Origin of the sequence: Actinospica robiniae DSM 44927, from assembly GCF_000504285.1 — a bacterium.
GTDB lineage: Bacteria > Actinomycetota > Actinomycetes > Streptomycetales > Catenulisporaceae > Actinospica > Actinospica robiniae.
In genome coordinates this window covers 9,775,031-9,795,232 of record NZ_KI632511.1, presented here as the reverse complement: position 1 = coordinate 9,795,232, position 20,202 = coordinate 9,775,031, and the positions used below count along the sequence as shown (strand labels likewise).

16 protein-coding genes are annotated in these 20,202 nt (G+C 69.9%); 4 read left to right on the top strand and 12 right to left on the bottom strand.

Going from position 1 to position 20,202, the window contains the following annotated elements; translation table 11 throughout:
* The first annotated feature begins 142 nt into the window (after window positions 1–142).
* The gene (locus tag ACTRO_RS41935; protein WP_034279065.1) at window positions 143–871 is read left to right on the top strand and encodes a phytanoyl-CoA dioxygenase family protein; all 729 of its coding nucleotides are present in this window, start codon (window positions 143–145) and stop codon (window positions 869–871) included.
* On the opposite strand, the gene ACTRO_RS41930 is transcribed toward ACTRO_RS41935, so the two are convergent.
* Window positions 844–2,457, bottom strand: a complete 1,614-nt coding sequence (locus ACTRO_RS41930; RefSeq protein WP_084316948.1) for an MFS transporter — start codon at window positions 2,455–2,457, stop codon at window positions 844–846. The genes ACTRO_RS41935 and ACTRO_RS41930 overlap by 28 nt on opposite strands.
* A 748-nt stretch (window positions 2,458–3,205) precedes the next feature.
* Here ACTRO_RS41930 and ACTRO_RS48465 point away from each other — a divergent pair.
* Window positions 3,206–3,937, top strand: a complete 732-nt coding sequence (locus ACTRO_RS48465) for a hypothetical protein (protein WP_051452216.1) — start codon at window positions 3,206–3,208, stop codon at window positions 3,935–3,937.
* 79 nt (window positions 3,938–4,016) lie between these two features.
* Here ACTRO_RS48465 and ACTRO_RS41920 read toward each other — a convergent pair whose 3' ends face one another.
* The 4 genes from ACTRO_RS41920 to ACTRO_RS47860 all read right to left on the bottom strand — a co-directional run bounded on the left by ACTRO_RS41920 (window position 4,017) and on the right by ACTRO_RS47860 (window position 7,560).
* Window positions 4,017–5,567: a carboxylesterase/lipase family protein gene (locus ACTRO_RS41920; RefSeq protein WP_034272110.1), complete on the bottom strand. Its 1,551-nt coding sequence runs from the start codon at window positions 5,565–5,567 to the stop codon at window positions 4,017–4,019.
* A gap of 122 nt (window positions 5,568–5,689) precedes the next feature.
* Window positions 5,690–6,013 carry a YciI family protein gene (locus ACTRO_RS41915; RefSeq protein WP_034272108.1) on the bottom strand — a complete coding sequence of 108 codons (324 nt, stop codon included), beginning with the start codon at window positions 6,011–6,013 and terminating at the stop codon, window positions 5,690–5,692.
* Between the two features lie 61 nt (window positions 6,014–6,074).
* Window positions 6,075–6,686, bottom strand: a complete 612-nt coding sequence (locus ACTRO_RS41910; protein WP_034272106.1) for a dihydrofolate reductase family protein — start codon at window positions 6,684–6,686, stop codon at window positions 6,075–6,077.
* 97 nt (window positions 6,687–6,783) lie between these two features.
* A complete protein-coding gene (locus ACTRO_RS47860) occupies window positions 6,784–7,560 on the bottom strand; it encodes a helix-turn-helix domain-containing protein (RefSeq protein ID WP_051452215.1) in 777 nt (258 codons plus the stop codon).
* A 55-nt stretch (window positions 7,561–7,615) separates the two neighbouring features.
* Between ACTRO_RS47860 and ACTRO_RS41900 the strand changes: the two genes are divergently transcribed.
* Window positions 7,616–8,434, top strand: coding sequence for an alpha/beta fold hydrolase (locus tag ACTRO_RS41900; RefSeq protein WP_084316947.1), 819 nt, complete (start codon window positions 7,616–7,618; stop codon window positions 8,432–8,434).
* Here the strand turns inward: ACTRO_RS41900 and ACTRO_RS41895 are convergent.
* From ACTRO_RS41895 to ACTRO_RS41865, 7 genes are all read right to left on the bottom strand, one after another.
* Window positions 8,409–10,442 (bottom strand): beta-galactosidase, encoded by a 2,034-nt coding sequence (locus tag ACTRO_RS41895; protein WP_034272103.1) that lies wholly within the window; start codon window positions 10,440–10,442, stop codon window positions 8,409–8,411. The genes ACTRO_RS41900 and ACTRO_RS41895 overlap by 26 nt on opposite strands.
* Complete coding sequence (locus ACTRO_RS41890; protein WP_034272100.1) at window positions 10,439–11,131, bottom strand: hypothetical protein; 693 nt, start codon at window positions 11,129–11,131, stop codon at window positions 10,439–10,441. The genes ACTRO_RS41895 and ACTRO_RS41890 overlap by 4 nt, the downstream gene beginning before the upstream one ends.
* The gene (locus ACTRO_RS41885; RefSeq protein ID WP_084316946.1) at window positions 11,128–12,675 is read right to left on the bottom strand and encodes a GH39 family glycosyl hydrolase; all 1,548 of its coding nucleotides are present in this window, start codon (window positions 12,673–12,675) and stop codon (window positions 11,128–11,130) included. The genes ACTRO_RS41890 and ACTRO_RS41885 overlap by 4 nt, the downstream gene beginning before the upstream one ends.
* Window positions 12,676–12,793: 118 nt before the next feature.
* Complete coding sequence (locus ACTRO_RS41880; protein ID WP_034272098.1) at window positions 12,794–14,464, bottom strand: ABC transporter substrate-binding protein; 1,671 nt, start codon at window positions 14,462–14,464, stop codon at window positions 12,794–12,796.
* Window positions 14,465–14,535: 71 nt separating this feature from the next.
* Window positions 14,536–15,420, bottom strand: a complete 885-nt coding sequence (locus ACTRO_RS41875) for a carbohydrate ABC transporter permease (protein WP_425394901.1) — start codon at window positions 15,418–15,420, stop codon at window positions 14,536–14,538.
* Between the two features lie 38 nt (window positions 15,421–15,458).
* A complete protein-coding gene (locus ACTRO_RS41870; protein ID WP_425394900.1) occupies window positions 15,459–16,421 on the bottom strand; it encodes an ABC transporter permease in 963 nt (320 codons plus the stop codon).
* 2 nt (window positions 16,422–16,423) lie between these two features.
* Window positions 16,424–18,832 (bottom strand): beta-xylosidase/alpha-l-arabinosidase, encoded by a 2,409-nt coding sequence (locus ACTRO_RS41865; protein ID WP_051452214.1) that lies wholly within the window; start codon window positions 18,830–18,832, stop codon window positions 16,424–16,426.
* 309 nt (window positions 18,833–19,141) lie between these two features.
* Between ACTRO_RS41865 and ACTRO_RS41860 the strand changes: the two genes are divergently transcribed.
* A complete protein-coding gene (locus ACTRO_RS41860) occupies window positions 19,142–20,176 on the top strand; it encodes a LacI family DNA-binding transcriptional regulator (protein ID WP_034272096.1) in 1,035 nt (344 codons plus the stop codon).
* Window positions 20,177–20,202 lie beyond the last annotated feature (26 nt).

Here is a 20,202-nt window from a genome sequence, read left to right as displayed (position 1 = left end):
GGCCACGTGTGACCAGCGTCATCGGGAGGGCGCGCTCGACGGTCACATCTCCATTGCTATCACCGATTCCCGGCGCCGGACAATCCGCGCGCGGGAACAAATGCTTCGCGCGCGTCGCCGTCGGCGGCCTATGGTCGATCGCGTGCTGAGTGACGAGCAGGTCCGCGAATTCGCCGAGCGAGGGTTCCTCCTGATCCCCCGAGTGGTGCCGCCCGACGTGCTCGCCTCGGCCGGCCGGCGGATCAATCAGATCATCGCCGCGGACCCGCCCCCGCCGGAGACGCGCGGCAACCACTTCTACTTCCTCGAGACCAAGGCCGAGGCGGCGTTGGCGGCGACGCTCGCCGACAGTCCGGCCTTCGCTCTCGCCGAGCAGCTGACCGGCGCGGGCACCCTCGTGCCGCCGTGGCAGGTGCAGGTCGCGCTGAACATCCCGCCTTTCTCGCACCGCCCCGGCGCTCCGCACATCGACACCTCGCACGCCGAACCGATCGACGGCCCGATCCGCGGCACCTTCACTCTGCTGGCCGGGATACTGATGACCGATCAGCTCGGCGAGGACTCCGGAAACCTGTGGGTGTGGCCGGGCACGCACCTGACCCATGCCGCGTACTTCCGCGAGCACGGCCCCCAGCGCTTCTGCGCCTACCCCCCGATCGAGCTGCCCGAGCCCGAGCAGGTCATCGGGCGCGCCGGTGACCTGCTGCTCGCCCATTACCTACTCGGGCACAACATCGGCGGCAACTTCCGCTCCGAACTGACCCGGCGCGCCCTGTACTTCCGGCTCAGTGTCCGGGGGCACGAGACGCACCCGGCGCAGTTCCTCCAGGACGCCGGGTACGACTACGCGCCGGGGACGTTCGCCGGCTGACTCGGAGCCGGCTGGGGCTCGGGCTCCGGCTCCGGGTTGGGCTCCTGTTTGCCAGCCCGGATCAGCAGGAAGCAGATGACGCCGCCGACCGCGAAAATCCCGGCGCAGATCCAGAACACCACCTGGTAGCTGTGCACGGCGGCCTGCGCCTGCAGCTCGGGCGCGGGCACGTGGTCCGCGGCGTGCGCGGTGACGTAGCTGGCAAGCGCCGTGGCCGCGATCGAGTTCAGCAGCGCCGTGCCGATCGATCCGCCCACCTGCTGGGCCGTGTTGGCCGTGGCCGAGGCCACGCCGGCGTCCCGCGGGTGCACGCCGTAGGTCGCGGTGTTCAGCGCCGGGGCGAACACCATGCCCAGCCCGGCGCCGACCAGGATCAGCGGGCCGAGGATGTCCCCGGCGTAGCTGCTGCTCAGGCTGATGCCGGTGAGCCACGCCATGCCGACCGCCGAGATCACCATCCCCGGCCCGATCAGGAACTTCGGGCCGATGCGCGGGAGCATCACGGTGGTCGAGATGGTCGCCGTGATGATGAGCGCGATCACCAGCGGCATGAACGCCAGCCCGGTCAGAACGGGCGAGTAGTTCAACGAGGTCTGCAGGAAGAAGGTCAGGAACAGGAACACGCCGAAGATCCCGGCTCCGGTGAGGAACATCCCCAGGAAGGAGCCGCCGCGGTCCCGGTCGAGCACGACTCGCGGCGGGAGCAGCGGGTCCGGGGTCCTGGCCAGGCGGGCGCAGAAGGCCAGCAGCAGTACCCCGCCGATCACGATGAAGCCCCAGGTGGACGGCGCGCCCCAGGGGTGGCGATCGGCGTTCGAGAAGCCGTAGACCAGGCAGAACAGGCCGACCGACGCCAGCACGGTGCCGGGCAGGTCGAGGCCCGGGCGCTCGTGCGGCCGCTCGTGGCCGAGGTAGCGCAGCGCGCCGATGAGCGCGACGGCGGCGAACAGGACGTTGATGAACAGCGTCCAGCGCCAGCTCAGGTACTCGGTCAGTACGCCGCCGAGCAGCAGCCCGATGGCCGCACCCGAACCGGCGACGGCGCCGAAGACGGAGAACGCCTTGCCGCGCTCCCGCATGTCCGGGAACGTCGTGGACAGCAGGGAGAGCGCGGCCGGCGCGAGCGTGGCGCCGGCGACGCCCTGGATCGCCCGCGCGATCACCAGCACGGCGAAGTTGGGTGAGATCCCGCCCAGGAACGAGGCGACGGCGAACACGCACAGGCCGGCGACGAACATCCGTTTGCGGCCGACCTGGTCCGCCAGCCGCCCGCCGAAGAGAAGCAGCGCGCCGAACGCGAGCGAGTAGGCGGTGACGATCCACTGCCGGTCGCCGTTGGAGAAGCCCAGTGCCTTCTGCGCGTCGGGCAGCGCGATGTTCACGATCGAGATGTCGAGCACGATCATCAGCTGCGCGATGCTGACGACCGCGAGGACCATCCAGCGGCCCGAATCCTGCTCGGCGGCTCCGGTGCCGGGGTTGGTGCCACCGGTGGGCCCACGGCCCGGGGCGGCGCCCTGATGCGCGCCGGAGGCGCCCGGCCCGGGCGTTTCGGAGACGTGCTTCCCTGAAGAGGATCGTTCCATGATTCCCCTCAAATGTGGATATATCGTCCCTGCGCGTGCTCACCACGCTAAGCCCGGTCCGGGGGATGCACAAAGGGGCGGAGGCGGCGCGGCGGCGGGGGCTCCGCCTATCGGACCGGGCGGCCCGTCGCGGCCGCTCGTCACACAGTGAAGTCGAGTGAATTCATAGGGCGAGATATCGGGCCCGCGCGATGCCCGGGTTATCGACGAGAAAGCCGCCGATTACATTCCGTAGATTCGGCGGAACTGAGCGCACAATTCATGGGCAATAAGCCTCGATTGCAGCTAACGCGCAGTTCAGAGCCTTCGGCACGGGCAATTTCCCGGCATTTACGGCGCTATTTCTTGAGCGAGGAGTAATGGCGTCGTTACGGTCGGTTGAATTTCCGCCGGAATTTGGACATACCGGGCATCTCGGGTAATGTTCCTGTCGTGGCCCGGTCCACGCCGTGAAAACAAGTTCCGGCACCGGGCACCCGCCGAGTCCGATACCCGGGCGGCGCCGCGGTCGACGAAGCTCCCGCAGCGCGAACCCGATCGGAGCCGGGGACCCATCAGTACCAGGCACTCAACCGTGCCGGTCCCCCGGGGTGAATCGGCCCCCCGCACCACCGCACCGCCCGAGAACGCACCCCCCGTGCGTCAAGGGCCCGCGTGCGCCGCGTGCAGGGGCTGTAGGGCGAACTCCCCTTCCGCCCGAACCCGTCAGCTAACCCGGTAGGCGGCCGAAGGAGAGGCTCTAGAACTCGTGCTGAAGAACCGCATGTCCACCTCCGCGTTCCGCACCTTCATCTCCAGCCCGCGCCGCTACCCCGCCGCCGCGCTCGCCCTGGCCGCCGTCGGCGTCGGCGTCGCCCCGCTGACCGCCTCCGCCGCCACCGCCCCGGCCAAGCCCGCCACCGCCCACGTCGCCCCCGCGAGCGTGAAGGCCACCGCGAGCACCGCCAAGGCCACCGCCGCCAGCACCACCAAGACCACCACCAAGACCACCACCACCCCCGCGAAGGCCACGGCCAAGGCCGCGACCCCGACCAGCCTGTTCGCCGGCTCCACCACCGCGACCCTCGAGCCCACCGGCACCGTCGGAAGCCAGTCGCACATCACCCTGGACTCCGACCAGTGGTCCAACGCCACCTCCATCGTCAAGGCCGCTGAGGACATGCACCTGTCCCCGTACGCCGCGACCATCGCCGTTGCCACCTCGATGCAGGAATCCAAGCTCCAGAACCTCAACGTCGCGGTCGACCACGACTCCCTGGGTCTGTTCCAGCAGCGTCCGTCCTGCGGCTGGGGCACCCCGAGCCAGCTCAACGACCCGACCTACGCGGCCAAGGCGTTCCTGAAGAACCTGCCGTCGGGCTACCAGAGCATGTCCCTGCACCGCGCCGCCCAGGACGTCCAGGACTCCTTCAACGGCTCCCTGTACTCGCAGTGGGAGGACCAGGCCGCCCACATCGTCTCCACCATCGTCAACCACTGATAAAACCCAGCACCACACACAGCACACGACGAACCCCTCCCGGACACACCGGGAGGGGTTTCGCCATGCCCGCAGCAGGCTACGAGGGTTCCGCCGGCCAGAGCGCGGTGACGTCGTCGAGCGGCGGCTCGGTGACCATCGCGCCGACGCCGTGCGCGGGTGCTGTCATGGCCCGGGAGTTGCCCGCCGCGTCCGGCTCGTACGTCGGCCAGCCGGGATCACCGGTGGCGGCGAAGGTCGCCCACGCGCGTGTCAGGGCATCGCGCACGCTGCGATGCTCGGCGGTGTCGGCGTCGACGAAGGCGAGCTTGTCGAACAGGTAGATCAAGTCGGCGCCGTGGAACGCGCCGACTTCGGGACCGCACGGCGCGTCGAGCAGGATGGAGTGATACGCCCGGCCGCCCGCCTCAGCCTGGGCGCGGGCCAGGCGCACCACCGGCAGGCGGAAGACGGCGTCGCTGAGGAAGGCGCAGCGCAGGGCCGAGAGATCATCGGGCTCTGCGACGCGTCGGCGGTAGGCTTCGACGAGCTCGGCGGGTTCGGTGATGCCGGCCTGCCGCATCTCGGTGTGCAGCGACGCCTCATCGGCCGGCCGGAAGGATTCGCCGGCGAGTAGCTGGAAGACCCGCACCTCGTCGTGCGTGGAACAGACCAGCAGCGGGATGTGGGCGGCGGCGCCCGCGGCGACGGCTTGGTGAGGATCGCGGGGCAGCACCTGCCCGTCCAGCACGACTCCCCAGGCCCGGCCGCCGGGCAGGTTGCGGCTGCCGATGTCGCCGCTGCTGATGGCGGCCTGCGCGTCAAGGATCTGCGACGCCGGTACGTCGGCCAGCCCGTCGGCGTCGTCGAGGCGCAGGATGGCGAGCAGGTCCTCGGCCATCGAGACGGCCGTCTCCCGGTCGAAGATCCGCGAGGTGCTGCCGCTGAGCAGGATGGCCCGGTGGAACAGCCCGGCGGCGGCCGGCACCGCGAGCAGCGCGCCGATGCAGAAGGCACCGGCCGACTGGCCCGCGGCGGTCACCGTGTTCGGATCTCCGCCGAAAGCACTGATGTTCTCGCGCACCCACCGCAGCACGGCGACCTGGTCCTGCAGCGCGAAGTTCGTGCAGCCGGCCCAGGCGTCTCCGAAGTCCGCGAGGTGCAGGAAGCCGAAGGCGCCGAGCCGGTAGTTCGCGGTGACGACGACGGCTCCGGTCTGGCGGGCGAGCACGGCTCCGTCGCTGTACGGCGGCGCGGCCGAGCCCGCTTCGAAGCCGCCGCCGTAGAACCAGACGATCACCGGCCGCGGCGCGTCGCCGTCCGGACCACTGGGACTCCACACATTGAGATAGAGGCAGTCCTCTGACGTCACGGTGATGTCGCCGGTCGGGAACGCGGCGGCCGCAGCGGCCGCTGACGCCGCGTCCCGCATCAGCGTCATGAGCGCCGATGTGCCCTGGGCGGGCGCCGGGCCGAACCCGTCGGCCTCGCGCACGCCCGTCCACCGCGCGGGCGGCTGCGGCGGACGGAAACGCAGCTCACCTACCGGCGGTACCGCGAACGGAAGCCCGGCGAACAGCCGTCCGCCGTCGGCCAAGGCCCGGCCGCGGACGGCCCCTTGAGCGGTCTCGGCCAGCAGTGCGTCAGCCATTGATCCACGATCACATGCCCGTCCCGGCTCCGCGGACGACGCGCCCGCGCCCGCAGCCCTCGAACCACACCGACGGCCTATGCGCACAAGATCCGCCGCTGTGGCTCTCGGCCCGGCCGCGGTCAGAGGAAAGGCCGCACCTCGATCTTCCGATCGCAGACCTTCGACGCCTCCGTGGCGAGTTCGAGTGCCGTATCTCGATCGGGCACCTCCCACACCCAGATGCCGGCGAGGTATTCCTTCGACTCGACGAAGGGCCCGTCGATGAGCACGGTCTGCTCGCCTCGGTTGTCGACGACCGTCGCCGCGTCGGTGTCCGCGAGCCCGCCCGCGAACACCCAGTAGCCATCGGCCATCAGCCGCTCGTTGAACGCGCGGATGGCGGGCCGCCGGTCTGTGCTGCCGGGATTGGTCTTGTCGTCGATCACGGAAACCAGATACTGCATCTGTGGCTCATCTCCTGTCGTGTCGGGAAGGGGGCGCGGCCGCTGGCAGGCATAAACGGCTTCAGGCCGCCTTCGCGTACCGCGGACGTCCGGCCGGCCGGTAGACCTGGATCATCACGCCTTTGGAGTCGACCCGCGACTCGATCAGCTTGAATGCGAGATCCGGGCCGCTCTCCGGGAACAGCCGCGAGCCCTGGCCGAGGACCACCGGGACCACGATGAGGGTCATCTCGTCGACCAGTTCGTTCTCCAGCAGCCAGCGGATCAGGGCGCCGCTGCCGTGCACTTGCAGCTCGCTTCCCGGCTTGGCCTTCAGTTCACGGACGGCCGCCGCGAGGTCGCCGCGCAGGACGGTCGTGTCCTTCCACCCTGCCTCGGTGAGCGTCGCCGAGGCCACGTACTTCGGGGCCTCGTTCAAGGCCACGCCGATGGGGTGTTCGCGCATCGCGTCGATCGATCCCCACGAGCCCGCGAACAGCTCGTAAGTGAACCGGCCGAACAGGAACCCCCCAGCGCGCCGGAAGGTCTGCGCGAGGAACTCCCTGGTCTCGTCGTCACCCGCCCCGAGCGCCCAACCCCCGCGCTCGAAGCCGTTCCTGCGGTCATCCGACGTAGCGCCGTTTCCCTGCATCACTCCGTCGAGGGTGATCTGGGTCATCGTCGTAAGCTTCATGGTCCGGCCGTTCCTTCGCCTCGCGCCGCCCCTTGCCGGCGGCCTCACCCTTGCTACGAACGACCCGACCCCGATCCGACACCCATCTCGAAGAGATTCATGCCCCATCCAGTTCGAAGCGGATGCGCGAGCCGAACACCGTCGTCGCGGTCGTGCCCAGGTTCTGCCGGAAGCTGTCACTCAGGTGCGAAGGCGAGGCGAAGCCCGCGTCTGCGGCGCAGCGGGTGAGGTCGTGGCCGGCGCTGATGCCGCGGACGACGTGCAGGACGCGCGACCATTGCTGGTAGCGGCGGAACGTGGTGCCGGTGTGGTGGGCGAACATGTGCAGGAAGTGCGACCTCGAGACACCCAGCCGCTGCGCGCTGGCCTCGGCGCGGAACGCCTGCGCGGGGCGGGTGCGGATCTCCTCGACGAGTCCTTCGATGCGCGGGTCGGCGGCTCCCCTGTCGCCGGCCGGCGGGCCTGTTATTTTTTGGAACGCGCCTTGGTCCACGTCGTCGCCGCGCGCGCCGGCCTTCTTGATCAGCCAGTTCTCCGCGCGGTGCTCGAGGCCGACGGCGCCGACGTGGCGCTGCATCGCGGCGGCCATGCGGTCGGCCGGCGCGTCGGCCGAGTCGGCGAACAGCAGCAGGATCCGGCACCCGGCGGGAGCGACGACGCGGTGCGCCACGCGGGCCGGCGCGTAGACGCTGCGGGCGGTGATCTTCCCGTGCTCGGGCGTCTCCAGGGTGACGGGCGCGTCCAGGCCGACCGTCAGCACGCCCACCGCGGTGCCGTGGATGCCCACGCCGAGATCCGGGCCGATGTAGCCGACCTGGCCGGGCCGGATCCACGCCAGCGCATCGCACGTTTCCGGAAGCGCGCCGATCCCCATGCTGCCAGGCTAACTGACGAGGGGTCAGCGGGTTTTGCGGGATGGGAGAACGGCCATGGATCAACTCACGCGCGCCGAACACGAAGGCGCGGCCTTGCACGTCCTTGAGGACGGTGAGCCAGGAGCGCCGACGCTGCTGCTGATCCACGGCCTCGGCGCATGCACGGCGTGGTGGGATCCCGTGGTCCCGACGCTGGCGCGTTCCCACCACGTCATCCGGGTGGACTTGCTCGGCCACGGCGCGTCGACGAGTCCGGATACGGGATACGAGATCTCCGCGCAGGCCCGTCGGATCGGCGCGGTGCTCGACCGGTTGGGCGTGGGCCGGGTGGCGGTCGCCGTCGGGCACTCCACCGGCGGGAACGTCGCCACCGCGCTGGCCGAGGAGCGGCCGGAACTCGTCGCGGCGCTCGCGCTGATCGACACCGGGCCGAACATGGCCGCCGACACCTCCGACAACGCGCTCAGCCGGCTGCTGTTCAGGCCCTTCCCCGGCGCGCTGCTGTGGCGGCTGTTCACCTCGGCCATCGTGCGCAAGAGCCTGAGCAGCGCCTTCACCCGGCCGGTGAAGCCGCCCAAGGCGTTGGCCGAGGGCGCGCGCGGGATGACCCACCACGCCCTCGCCTCGACCGCCGACGCTTCGATGGAATACCTCTTCGACCGCCCGATCCCGGAGCGGCTCCGCCGGCTCGGCCTCCCGGTACTGGTGATCTTCGGGTCCGCGGACAAGCGGTGGAGCCCGTCCTCGGCCGACGCCTACCGCAACGTGCCCGACGCCCGCGTCGAGGTGCTACCGGGCGTCGGGCACACGCCGATGTACGAGGATCCCCGGCGCACCTGCGAACTGCTCACGGAGTTCGCCGCAGCACCTTGACTCCGCACGGCTCGAACCGGATCCGCTCACCCTTCTCGACGTGCGTGCCGGTGAGCAGGTCGGTGCCGCTGTGCTGCGCCTCGACCTCGAGTGCCTCGGCCCGATGGTTGAGCAGGAAGAGCAGGCGCGTGCCGTCGGGGGTCACCCGTTCGGCGGATTCGAGGTCGGGGACGTCGGCGTAGCGCGTCTCGATGTCGTGCCGCTTGAGCACTTCGCGGATGACCCACGACAGGCCCGGCTTGTCGAGCATCGCGCCGATGTACCAGCCCTCGCCCTCGCCGAACGTGTTGCGGGTGACGGCGGGGGTGCCGGCGTAGAAATCCTGCTCGTAGACTCCCACCACCTCAGCGCCTTGCGGGATGACGAGCTCGAACACCAGCCGGGAGTCCGAGACGACCGAATCGTCGGAAGTCCCGAGGCGCACCGGGTTGACGACGTCCGCTTCGCGGGCGTCCCACTCGTCCACGCGCACGCCCAGCAGCGGCGCGAGCGGCCCGGGGACGTCCGCGAGGAACGCGTTGTCGTCCTCGTCGACTCGGCCGGAGAGCAACGTGGTCACCACGGATCCACCGCGTGCGGCGACGGCTTCGAGCCGCTGCGCGAGGTCGCCCTTCACCATGTGCAGGAGCGGCGCGACGACGACGTCGTAGCCGTCGAGGTCTGCGGTGACCGGGACGACGTCCACGTCGACGCCCAGCTCCCACAGCGCCGAGTAGACGGTGATCATCGTCTGCCCGTAGCGCAGCAGACGTGACGGGCCGTCGGACATCTCCAGCGCCCACCAGCTGTCCCAGTCGAAGATCAGCGCCGTGCGCGCCGGGGTCCTCGCCCCGAGCGAAGCGCCGCCGAGCCGCGCGAACTGCTCACCCAGCCGGGCGGTCTCGGTGAAGACCCTGGTGTCCGAACGCCCGCCGTGGCCGATGACGGCGCCGTGGTACTTCTCGCTCGCGCCCTTCGACGCGCGCATCTGGAAGTACAGCACCGCGTCCGCGCCGTGGGCCACCGACTGCCAGCTCCACAGGCCGAGCACGCCGGGGCGCTTGAGCGGGTTGACGTCCCGGCACGCGGTCGTGCTCGGGGTCTGCTCCATCACCCAGAACGGCTGACCGCCCTTCAGGCCGCGCATGAGGTCGTGCGTCAGGGCCATGCGGGCCTGGGACGTGTCGTCCGGCGGGTAGTTGTCCCAGGACGCGAAGTCCAGGTGCTCGGCCCAGCGGTGGTAGTCGATCGGCTGGTACATGCCCATGAAGTTGGTGGTGATGGGCAGGTCGGGGCTCGACTCGCGGATCGCCTCCTTCTCCGCGATGAAGTTCGCCAGCATCGCCTCCGACATGAACCGCCGGTAGTCGAGGGTGATGCCCTGGAACGCGGTGTGGTCCGGGCCGCGCCAGTGCTCGGTGAGCGCGGACGGCGGCTCGATCTCGTCCCAGTCGGTGAAACGGTGTGACCAGAATGTGGTGTACCAGGCCTCGTTGAGCCGTTCCAGGCTCGCATAGCGCTTCTTCAGCCAGTCCCGGAACGCGGCGCCGCACAGCTCGCAGTAGCAGGCGCCGCCGTACTCGTTGCCGATGTGCCAGGCGATGACGGCCTCGCTGCCGGCGTAGCGGCGGGCCACCCGCCGGGCGAGTTCCGCCGAGAGCCGCTGGAAGACCGGGGAGCTCGGGCAGGCGTTGTGCCGCTGGCCGTAGCGGTGCCGGCGGCCTTCGAAGTCGGTGCGGTTGACCTCGGGGTGCAGCTTCGCGAGCCACGGCGGGAGCGCGCCGGTGCCGGTGGCCAGGCAGATCTGCCGGCCTTCGGCGCCCGCCCGCGCCACGATCCGGTCGAGCAGGTCGAAGTCGTAGCGGTCGAGGGCGGGCTGGTTCAGGGCCCAGTCGAACACGCCGAGGGTGACGGTGTCGATCCCGGCGAGGTCGAAGAGCTCGTAGTCGCGCGCCCAGACCTCCTGCGGCCACTGCTCGGGGTTGTAGTCGCCGCCGTAAGCGATCTTCGTGTTGTTCGGCAGGGTCACGCGGTGAACTCCTCTTGAACCCGGGTGGTCATCGGCTGGGAGGAGCGCAGCAGGGCTCCGACGAACAAGACCCCGAACAGGGCCAGGACGGCCTCGGAGGCGAAGTCGACCACGCCGACGGCCACGATCAGCAGGCACAGGTTGCCGAGCGCGACCGAGCGGGTCGCGCCGAGGAAGTACGCGGCCAGGCGCGCGACGTCGCGGGCGCGGAAGGAGAAGAGCGAGGTGATCACCAGGGCGTTGGCCATCCAGAGCGTCGCCACGACGGCGAGCACGACGATGATCGCGCTCCACCAGCCGGGCACGCCGGAGGCCTTGACGTGGGCGAGGTCCACCGCGATCACGGACAGGGCGGCCAGGTAGGGCAGCCACAGCCGCAGCACTCCCCCGACGTTCAGCGCGTACCCGCGGCGGAACTCGGCCGCGGGACGCAGGTCGGTGATGTCCCCGCGGTGCCGGCGCAGCGCGAACAGGGCCGCGGACAGGGCCGGGCCGACCGGGATCAGGCAGGCCACGGCCAGCGGCGCGTCGGCGGCGTCCCGGCTGAGCAGGACCAGCGGGATCAGGCCCGGCAGCACGGCGAGGATCATCAGCGCGTCGATCGTCATCAGCCGGTAGACCAGCGATGTGACCCGGGCGAGCGGGCCTTCGCCGAAATCGCGGCCGGACTGGATATTGAGAATACTCATGAGGTCTCCTCCGTCTCGCTCTCGGGTCGGGCGTAGCCGAACAGCCGCCGGTCGTCGAGCCACGGCGGGGTCTCGTCGTGCACGGGGCTGATCTCCACCAGCGTCACCTCGTGCTGATCGAGGGTCAGGTCGAGCTGTACGCGGCCGGCCTCGACCGGCAGGGCGCTGTGGCGGCGGGTGGGTTCGGCGCTCTCGCGCAGGGCGTCGAGCCGGCGGCTGCTCGGCGCGGCGGGGCGGCCCATCTCGCGCCAGGCGGCCCAGGCGTTGCCGGCTTCTTCGCTGACGCTGGAGCGCAGCGCGAACGCCGCGTCCGCCTCCGCGCCGACGGGGATCGACAGCCGCAGCCGATGGCCGGCGGGCACCGGCTCCCGGCCGGTCTCGTCGACGGGAGCCCAGGCCAGCACCGTGATCCGGCCGTCCTGGTCGCGGGTGACGAGGTGGTCGGTGCCGCGGGCGAGGATGTCCGAGCCCATCCGGGCCATGAACGCGTAGAGGTGGTAGGTCGGCTTCTTGATCTGGCGGTGCGTCAGCAGGCCGAAGCCGCCGTGGAACAGCGACGTCGGGACGCCGACCTCTTCGAACATGTCGCTGAAGGTCCAGTAGGAGAAGGACGCGACGTGCTCGCCGCCCTCGGCCAGGACCGGCGCGAGGTACGCGGCGTGGAAGGCGGTGTCGTGGATCGGGTTGTCCGGCCGGTAGGACGAGTTGAACTCGGTGATGTGCACCGGCAGGCCCTCGAGCGCGGTGGAGCGCAGCAGGTCGCGCGGGGTCGCGAACTGCTCAAGCAGGCTCCGGGCGGGGGCGAGGGTCTGGTACACGCCGAAGGGCACGTGCTGGGCCGGGCCGGTGGTGTACGCGTGCTTGCTCACGAAGTCGACCGGGATCCCGCGCAGCGAGACGAAGTCGGCGAAGGGCTTGAGCCACTCGTCCGCCCCGGGAGAGATGGCCGGGCCGCCGACCTGGAGTTCGGCGTCGACTTCCTTGACCGCGAACGCGGTGGCCTCGTACAGCCGGTGGTAGGCCTCTTCGTTCGCGTCCTGCCAGAACACGGTCAGGTTCGGCTCGTTCCACACCTCGATCGGCCACTGGCGCACGAGGTCGAGGCCGTAGCGGTCGATCAGGTGCCGCAGCGTGGCGCGGACCAGGTCGTTCCACTCCGCCAGCGACTTCGGCGGGGTGACGTTGCCCTGCCACCAGAACACCGTCTGATCGCCCGAGGCCAGCGCCTTGGGCATGAAGCCGAGCTCGAGGAACGGCTGGATGCCGAGTTCGAGGTAAGCGTCGATGACCTGGTCGACGTAGCCGAAGTTGTACCGCGTACGGGTCGAGCCCTGGTACTCGTACGGCTGGTGCACCGCGACGCCCTCGGCGAACAGGCCGTGGCCCCGGATGTGCCGGAAGCCGATCTCGCGCTGGATCAGCGCCAGCGAGTCCTGGTAGTCGCGCCGCAGCGCGAGTTCGAAACGGCCGGTGCCGACGCAGTGGCGCCAGGCGTCGGAGAGCCGTCCGACGGCTCGGTCCGGGACGTTGATGGGGGTCGGCACCGCTGTTCCTCCGCTGATCCGGGTGTTTCTTCGAGCACTGCGTGCTCTCGTGCGTGTCGGTCCCGCCGAGGCGGGTCCGGCCCGGTCCGCGTGGCAGCGGACCGGGCCGGGTGCTCGTCTAGCCGTGGGCCTTCTTGTAGGTCTGGTAGGCCTGGTTGACGGCGTCGATGTACTTGTCGGAGTTGAGCCCCTGGAGCTCGGAGACGTACTTGTCCCAGTCGCTCAGCGGCCGCTGGCCGAGGATGAACTTCAACGTGTTCTGGTTGACGTAGTCCATCAGCGTGGACGCCCACAGCGTGGTCTGCTGCTGCTGCTGGTCGCTGAACGGCGCGGGCGGGTCGAGCGGCAGGACCTTGCGCTGGTTCATGACCTTCTGGAAGGCCTGCTCGGCCGGCGGGAACTGGGTGTTGAGCAGGTTGCTGCTGCCGGCGTAGGCGAAGACTCCGTTGAAGAACCCGTAGTCGACGTTGAGCTGCTTGGTGCCGCTCGGGTTCAGGCCGCCCCAGTCGACGTCGGGGGCGAGCTTGAAGCTGCCGTCGTCGATGCTGCCGGTGTAGGTCTCGCCCTTGACGCCCCACTTGGCGTAGAGCTTTCCAGCGTCGGAGTAGAACAGCCAGTCGATGAACTGCATCATCGCGACGAAGTTCGGGCTCTTGCGCGCCGAGGACGAGATCATGATGCCGTTCTCGAGCCGGGTGCCGACGTTGACCGCACCCGTCGGACCGGTCGGCACCGGGATCTTCACGACGGTCGCGCCGGCGACCTTGGCCAGGTCCTTCTGGTAGGTGTTGACCACCTCCTGCGCGTTGGCGCTGATGACGAAGGACTGGCTGTTGGCGAACTTCTGCTCCGCCTGCGCGTCGGTCTGGGTGAAGCTGGCCGGGTCGAGCAGCTTCTGGCTGACCCAGCTGTTGAGCAGCGTGACCATGGCCTTGTACTCGTCGGTCGCGCCGGTGTAGACGAACTTGCCCTGGGCGGCGTTCCAGGTCTGGTGCTGGTAGCTCCAGCCGGCGTGGGTGCCGTAGGCGTTGCCGAGGGTCTGGAGCAGGGCGTTCGCGCCGGGGCCGGGGGTGGGGGTGGACCAGCGGTCGGAGAACGGGTACAGGTTCGGGTACGCCGTCTTGAGCGCCTGGAGCATCGTGGTGAACTCGTCCAGGGTGGTGGGGATCTCGATGTTGTGCTTCTGGAGGATGTCCGTGCGCACGGCGATCGAGTAGTCGATCCAGACGTTCTCGTGCAGGCCCGGCAGCGCGTAGTACTTGCCGTCGGCGCCGCGCCAGGTGTCGAGGTCGCTCTCCAGGTTCCACTCCTTGACCTGCGCGGTGTAGTTCGGCATCAGGTCGGTGTAGTCGCTCACCGGCAGAATCGCGCCGCTGGAGATGAACGCCTGCTCGGCCGGGTGGTAGGTCTTCGGGATGATCGCCGGCGCGTCGCCCGCGCCGACCATGACGCCGACCTTGGTGTTGTAGTCGCTCTGCGGAACGCTCGTCGCGGAGATGCTGATGTTCGTCATCTTCTGCAGGTCGGTGAAGAACTCCCACTTGGGGTTGTATGGGTAGTTCGGGTTGTTCAACATCATCATGCCGAAGTCGAGCGGCTGCGTGGCCTTGAACTGCGTGCCGACGGCGTAGTCGTCCATGGCGCCGACCTTGTTGGCGGACAGGTCGCCGGCGCCGCCGGTAGTGCTGTTGGATCCGCCCGGCTTCTGGGTTGAGCAGCCGGCCAGCGCCGCGGCGGCGATACCGCCGCCGAGCACGCCGAGGAAGCCGCGTCGGGAGAAACTGTTCACTTCGAACTCCTTTGTCCTTGGTGCGAGGGGGTGCGAATTGCCGGTGGTGCGGGTAATGCGGGTGGTGGGGATCAGCCCTTGACCGCGCCGAGCATCACGCCGGATACGAAGTACCGTTGGATGAACGGGTAGATCGACAGGATCGGGATGACCGTGAGCACGATGGTCACCGCCTGGATGTTGGCCGCGACCTGCAGCGCGGTATCGCCCGAGGCGCCGTTGTTGGTACCGCTGGTGGCGCCGGCGATCAGGTTGCGCAGGTACACCGTGACCGGGAACATGCTGTTGTCATCCATGTAAAGAAACGCGGAGAACCACGAGTTCCAGAAGGTCACCGCGTAGAAGAGCACCATCGTGGCCAGCACCGCCTTGGACAGCGGCAGCACGATGCGCCAGAGGATCCCGTAGGTGTTCAGGCCGTCGACCATGGCGGCCTCCTCGAGCTCGCCCGGGAGCGACTCGAAGAACGCCTTCATCACCAGCAGGTTGAACACGCTGATGGCGTTGGGCAGCACGATCGCCCAGAGCGAGTTGCGCAGCCCGAGGTCGTTGACCAGGACGTAGTTCGGGATCAGGCCGCCGTTGAAGAACATGGTGAACACGGCGACACCGATCAGGAAGCCGCGGCCCTTGATGTTCTTCTTGGACAGCACGTAGGCGTAGCAGGTGGTCAGCACCATCGCGATGAGGGTGGCGACGACGGTGTAGAGCACGGTGTTGCGGTAGTTCTCCCAGAAGACCGAATCAGACATCACCGTCTTGTAGGTGGTGACGTTGAAGCCCTTGGGGATCAGGTTCACCCGGCCGGCCGCGATCGCGTCCTGCGCGCTGAAGGACTGGGCCAGCAGGTTGAGGAACGGATAGAGCGTCAGCGCGACGACGCCGAGCAGGATGACGGCGTTGACCACCTGGAAGGCGCGTTCGCCCCGGGTGGCGCGGATCTTGTTGCGCCGCACCAGGTCGCCGACCGGCTTGGGGCTGGTCTCGGTCACGGCTACCACAGGCTCGTCCCCACCACTCGACGGGAGATGAAGTTGGCGGAGACCACCAGGAACAGGCCGATCAGCGATTCGAACAGGCCGATCGCGGCGGCGTAGCTGAAGCTGCCGGACTGCACGCCGACCCGGTAGAGGTAGGTCGAGATGACGTCGGCGGTGGGGTAGGTCAGCGGGTTGTAGATCAGCAGGATCTTCTCGAAGCCCACCGCCATGAACGTGCCGATGTTGAGCACCAGCAGCGTCACCATGGTCGGGCGGATGCCGGGCAGGGTGATGTGCCAGGTCTGCCGCCACCGGCCGGCCCCGTCGATCCTCGCCTGCTCGTAGAGCTGGGCGTCGATCGTGGTCAGCGCGGCGAGGTAGAGGATCGTGCCCCACCCCGCGGTCTGCCAGACCTCTGAGGAGACGTAGATCTGGCGGAACCAGCCGGGCTGCTGGATGAAGTCGATCGGCGTGTGGCCGAGGTGCCCGAGCAGCTGGTTGATCGGGCCGGTGCTCGAGGTCATCTGCAGGATGATGCCCGCGACCACGACCACCGACAGGAAGTGCGGCAGGTACGAGATCGACTGCACGATCCGCTTGAACCGGCTGGAGCGCACCTCGTTGAGCAGCAGCGCCAGGATGATCGGCGCCGGGAAGGTGAAGAGCAGCGAGAGCAGCCCGAGGACCAGCGTGTTGGTGAACACGTGCCAGAACGTCGGGTCGGTCCAGAACTCCTGGAAGTAGTAGAACCCGACCCAGTACTCGCCGAACAGGCTGCCGCCGGGCTCGTACCAGCGGAACGCGATGACGTTGCCGATCATCGGGATGTAGCGGAACACGGCGAAGAACACCAGCGGCACCACGGCCAGCGAGTACAGCCGCCATTCCCGGCGCAGCGCCTCGCGCCAGGTGCGCTTGCGCGGCCGGATCCGGACGGGCTTGGCGCCCGCCGCGGGGGTGGTGCCGGAGCTTGCCAGACTCACCCTCCTGCCTCCTTCGTGCTGGGCGCGAGCGCTCCGGTGCGCTCGACGCGGGCCTGGGATACCAGGTGCCTGCGATAGCCGACCTCGCGTTCGGCGCCGGCCAGGCGCAGGGCGAGCGCGGCGGCGGCGCGGCCGCTGGAATGTCCGAAGCGCAGCTCCACCTCGCCCGGCTCGACGATCCGGGTGCCGCCCAGGCCGGTGAAGGAGGCGAGGTCGGCTGGGACGTCGAAGCGGACCTCTGCCTGCTCGCCGGGCTCGAGCGGCACGCGGGCGAAGCCGACCAGGCGTTCGATCGGCCGGGTGGTCTGCGCCAGGGGATCGTGCAGGTAGAGCTGGACCACCTCGGTGCCGGGCCGGGATCCGGTGTTGCGCACGCGGATCCGGACGGCGGCGTGTCCGTCGACGGCCCACTCGGCGCTCTGCGCCGGGTCGAGCGCGGCGCCGTCGGGGCCGAGCACCGCCGCGTCGGACCAGTCGAAACTGGTGTAGCTCAAGCCGTGGCCGAACGGGTAGGCCGGGGTCGGGTCGACCGAGGAGACCTCGGAACGGCGGCCGAGCGGCGGGGCGAGGTAGGTCGCGGGAAGGCCGCCGGCGTCGCGGGGCACGCTGACCGGCAGGCGGCCGGAGGGCTCGACGGCGCCGGTGAGCACCTCGGCCACGGCCTGGCCGCCGCGCTGTCCGGCGAAGAAGGCGTAGACGATGCCGGCGACGGCGTCGACCTCGGCGCCGAGGGCGTAGGGCCGGCCGGCCAGCAGCACCAGGATCACCGGCGTGCCGGTGGCCAGGATCGCCTGCACCAGCTGCGCCTGCACGCCGGGCAGGTTCAGGTCGGCGGCGTCGCAGCCCTCGCCGGAGGTGCCGCGGCCGAACAGGCCGGCCCGGTCACCCACCGCCAGCACGCACACGTCGTTCGCGGCGGCCGCGGCGACGGCGGCGGCGAACCCTGAGGTGTCCGCGCCGTCGACGGTGCATCCGGGTTCGTAAGCGAGGTCCGGCACGATCTCGGCGAGCGACTCGCGCAGCGACGAGATCTCCAGGCCGAGCCCGTGGCCTGCGTGAGCGCTCACATGAGCGGGGAAGGAGTAGCAGCCGAGCATCGCCATCGGGTCGTCGGCGACCGGGCCGACCAGTGCGACGCGCAGTCCGGGGCGCAGCGGGAGGATCCCGTCGTCGTTGCGCAGCACGGTGACCGATTCGCGGGCCAGGCGCAGCGCGATCTGCTGGTCCTGCTCGGAGTTGAGGTCGACGTCCTGCGCGCCCTCGGGCATCGGCCGCCAGTCCGGGTCGAGCAGGCCGAGTTCGGCCTTCTGCGCCAGGACCCGGCGCAGCGCCCGGTCGATCAGCGCCTCGTCGATCTCCCCGGCCCGCACGGCCTCGACGAACTGCGGTCCGAAAGCGTCGACGGTGGGCAGCTCGACGTCGATGCCCGCGCGCAGCGCCAGTTCGGCCGCGCGGGCGCCGTCGGCGGCGACCTTGTGCAGGGACTCGAGGAATCTGACGGAGAAGTAGTCGGCGACGACCGTGCCCTCGAAACCCCACTCCCCCCGGAGCAGGCCGGTGAGCAGCTGCTCGTCCGCGGCGACCGGCACGCCGTCGATCTCCGCGTAGGAGTTCATCACCGAGCGGGCCCCGCCGAGCTGCAGCGCGGTCTCGAACGGGGGCAGGATGACGTCGGCCAGCTCCCGCGGGCCCATGGCGACCGGCGCGAGGTTGCGCCCGCCGCGGGAGGCGGAGTAGCCGGCGAAGTGCTTGAGGGTCGCGACGATGCCGGACTCCTCCAGACCCCTGACGTAGGCCGCGCCGACCTGGCCGACCAGGTACGGGTCCTCGCCGATGGTCTCCTCGGTGCGGCCCCAGCGGTAGTCGCGGGTCACGTCCAGCACCGGCGAGAGCCCCTGGTGCACGCCGACCGCGCGCATGCAGGCGCCGATCCGTCCGGCCATCTCCCGGACGAGTTCGGGGTCGAACGCCGCGCCCCAGGCCAGCGGCGCGGGGTAGGCGGTCGCGCCCCAGGTGGCGAAGCCGGTCAGGCACTCCTCGTGCACCTGGGCCGGGATGCCGAAGCGGCTGGCGGCGGCGATCTGGGCCTGCGAGACGGCCAGCGAGCGGGCGCCGGCCGCGGCGTCGATCGGGGCGGTGCCGAACGGACGGGTGAGCTGGCCCAGCCCGTGCCGGATCACCTCGTCCCAGGGGCCGAGGTCCTTCGTGTTGTCGTCCTGGAGCGGCGCCACCCCGCCGCCCGAGGCGTCCGCCCCGACCCAGACCCCGACGAGCTGGGCGATCTTCTCGTCCAGGGTCATCTGCGGGATCAGCGCGTCGGCGCGTTCCTCGGGCGAGAGCGCGGGATCGCGCCAGCGCGCGTCGCCGCCGGACCTGTCCGCCTCCACGGACATCTGACTGGTCATGCCGTCCTTTCGCTCTGCCCTCGACGTCGACGACACCCGGAAGCGGCGGAACCCAGGGCTCCGCTGTCGACGGTTGTTCGAAAGTTTCCGAAAAACTTGGGGATGTGTTGCGGTAACCTAAGCCGCCCGGACGGCGGTGTCAAGACTCCCCACCACCGATCGTTTCGTTGCCTACAAAGGCAATGCTCGGCGGCGCACCCCAGCTCAGACCTGCTCCTTGCTCGCGGAGGCTTTCATTCAGACCGCGCGCTCGGGTCGTTGTGACTGCTACACTCCCCGAAAGTTTTGCGGAATACAGGTGAGATTTCGATGACCGTGCAGGATCAAGCCGAGGTAGTCCCCGCTTCACCGACCATCGCGACGATCGCCGACGAGGTAGGCGTTTCGGTCACCACCGTCTCCAAGGTGCTCAACGGCCGCGCCGACGTGGCGCCGGACACCCGGGCCCGGGTCGAGGCCAGCCTCGAGCGCCACAGCTACCGCCGCCGCACCCGTCGCGCCGCCGAGTCCACCGGCCGGATCGACCTGGTCTTCCACGAGTACGACTCGGCCTGGTCGATGGAGATCATCCAGGGGGTCGAGGCGGTGACCGCGCCGGCCGGCCTCGACATGGTGCTCTCCCAGCTGGGCGGGCGGCACCATCCGCCGCAGCAGTGGCTCGACGCCCTGCTGGCCCGCCGCCCCCTCGGCGTGCTGTTCGTGCTCTGCAGCCCGACCCAGGCGCAGCAGCACCAGCTGCGGCGTCAGGGTATTTCGTTCGTGGTGGTGGACACCGACAGCGCGACCACGGCGTCGGTGCCCACGGTCGGGTCGAACAACTGGAACGGCGGCCTGCTCGCCACCCGCCACCTGCTCGAGCTCGGCCACCGGCGGATCGCGATCATCTCAGGGCCGGAAGACGTGCTGTGCGCGCGGACCCGGCTCTCCGGATTCCGGTTCGCGCACGAGGAGGGCGACATCCCGGTCGATCCCACGTTCGTGCGCCACGGCAGCTTCTACGTCGGCGCTGGCTACGAGCAGGGCATGGCGCTGCTCGACCGCCCCGACCGGCCCACCGCGATCTTCGCCAGCTCCGACATGCAGGCGCTCGGCGTGCTGCGCGCGGCCCGCCGGCTCGGCCTGGACGTGCCCGGCGACGTGTCCATCATCGGCTACGACAACCTGCCGGTCACCGCGTGGACCGATCCGGCGCTGACCACGGTCAACCAGCCGCTGCGCGACATGGCCGGCACCGCGGCCCGGATGGTGCTCGACCTCGCCCGCGGCGACGATCTCTCGCTCAGCCGGGTCGACCTGGTCACCACCCTCGTCGTACGGGAGAGCACCGCGCCGCCCCGGCACTGAGCTGCGTCCCCCGCGTCTTCGCTCCG

Excerpts from the sequence above, each read along its gene's own strand:
- ACTRO_RS47860 (WP_051452215.1), bottom strand. The coding sequence starts at position 7,560 with ATGGGGATCGGCGCGCTTCCGGAAACGTGCGATGCGCTGGCGTGGATC.
- ACTRO_RS41920 (WP_034272110.1), bottom strand. The coding sequence starts at position 5,567 with ATGGCTGACGCACTGCTGGCCGAGACCGCTCAAGGGGCCGTCCGCGGC.
- ACTRO_RS41910 (WP_034272106.1), bottom strand. The coding sequence starts at position 6,686 with ATGAAGCTTACGACGATGACCCAGATCACCCTCGACGGAGTGATGCAG.
- ACTRO_RS41890 (WP_034272100.1), bottom strand. The coding sequence starts at position 11,131 with ATGAGTATTCTCAATATCCAGTCCGGCCGCGATTTCGGCGAAGGCCCG.
- ACTRO_RS41900 (WP_084316947.1), top strand. The coding sequence starts at position 7,616 with ATGGATCAACTCACGCGCGCCGAACACGAAGGCGCGGCCTTGCACGTC.
- ACTRO_RS41930 (WP_084316948.1), bottom strand. The coding sequence starts at position 2,457 with ATGGAACGATCCTCTTCAGGGAAGCACGTCTCCGAAACGCCCGGGCCG.
- ACTRO_RS41865 (WP_051452214.1), bottom strand. The coding sequence starts at position 18,832 with ATGACCAGTCAGATGTCCGTGGAGGCGGACAGGTCCGGCGGCGACGCG.
- ACTRO_RS41860 (WP_034272096.1), top strand. The coding sequence starts at position 19,142 with ATGACCGTGCAGGATCAAGCCGAGGTAGTCCCCGCTTCACCGACCATC.
- ACTRO_RS41915 (WP_034272108.1), bottom strand. The coding sequence starts at position 6,013 with ATGCAGTATCTGGTTTCCGTGATCGACGACAAGACCAATCCCGGCAGC.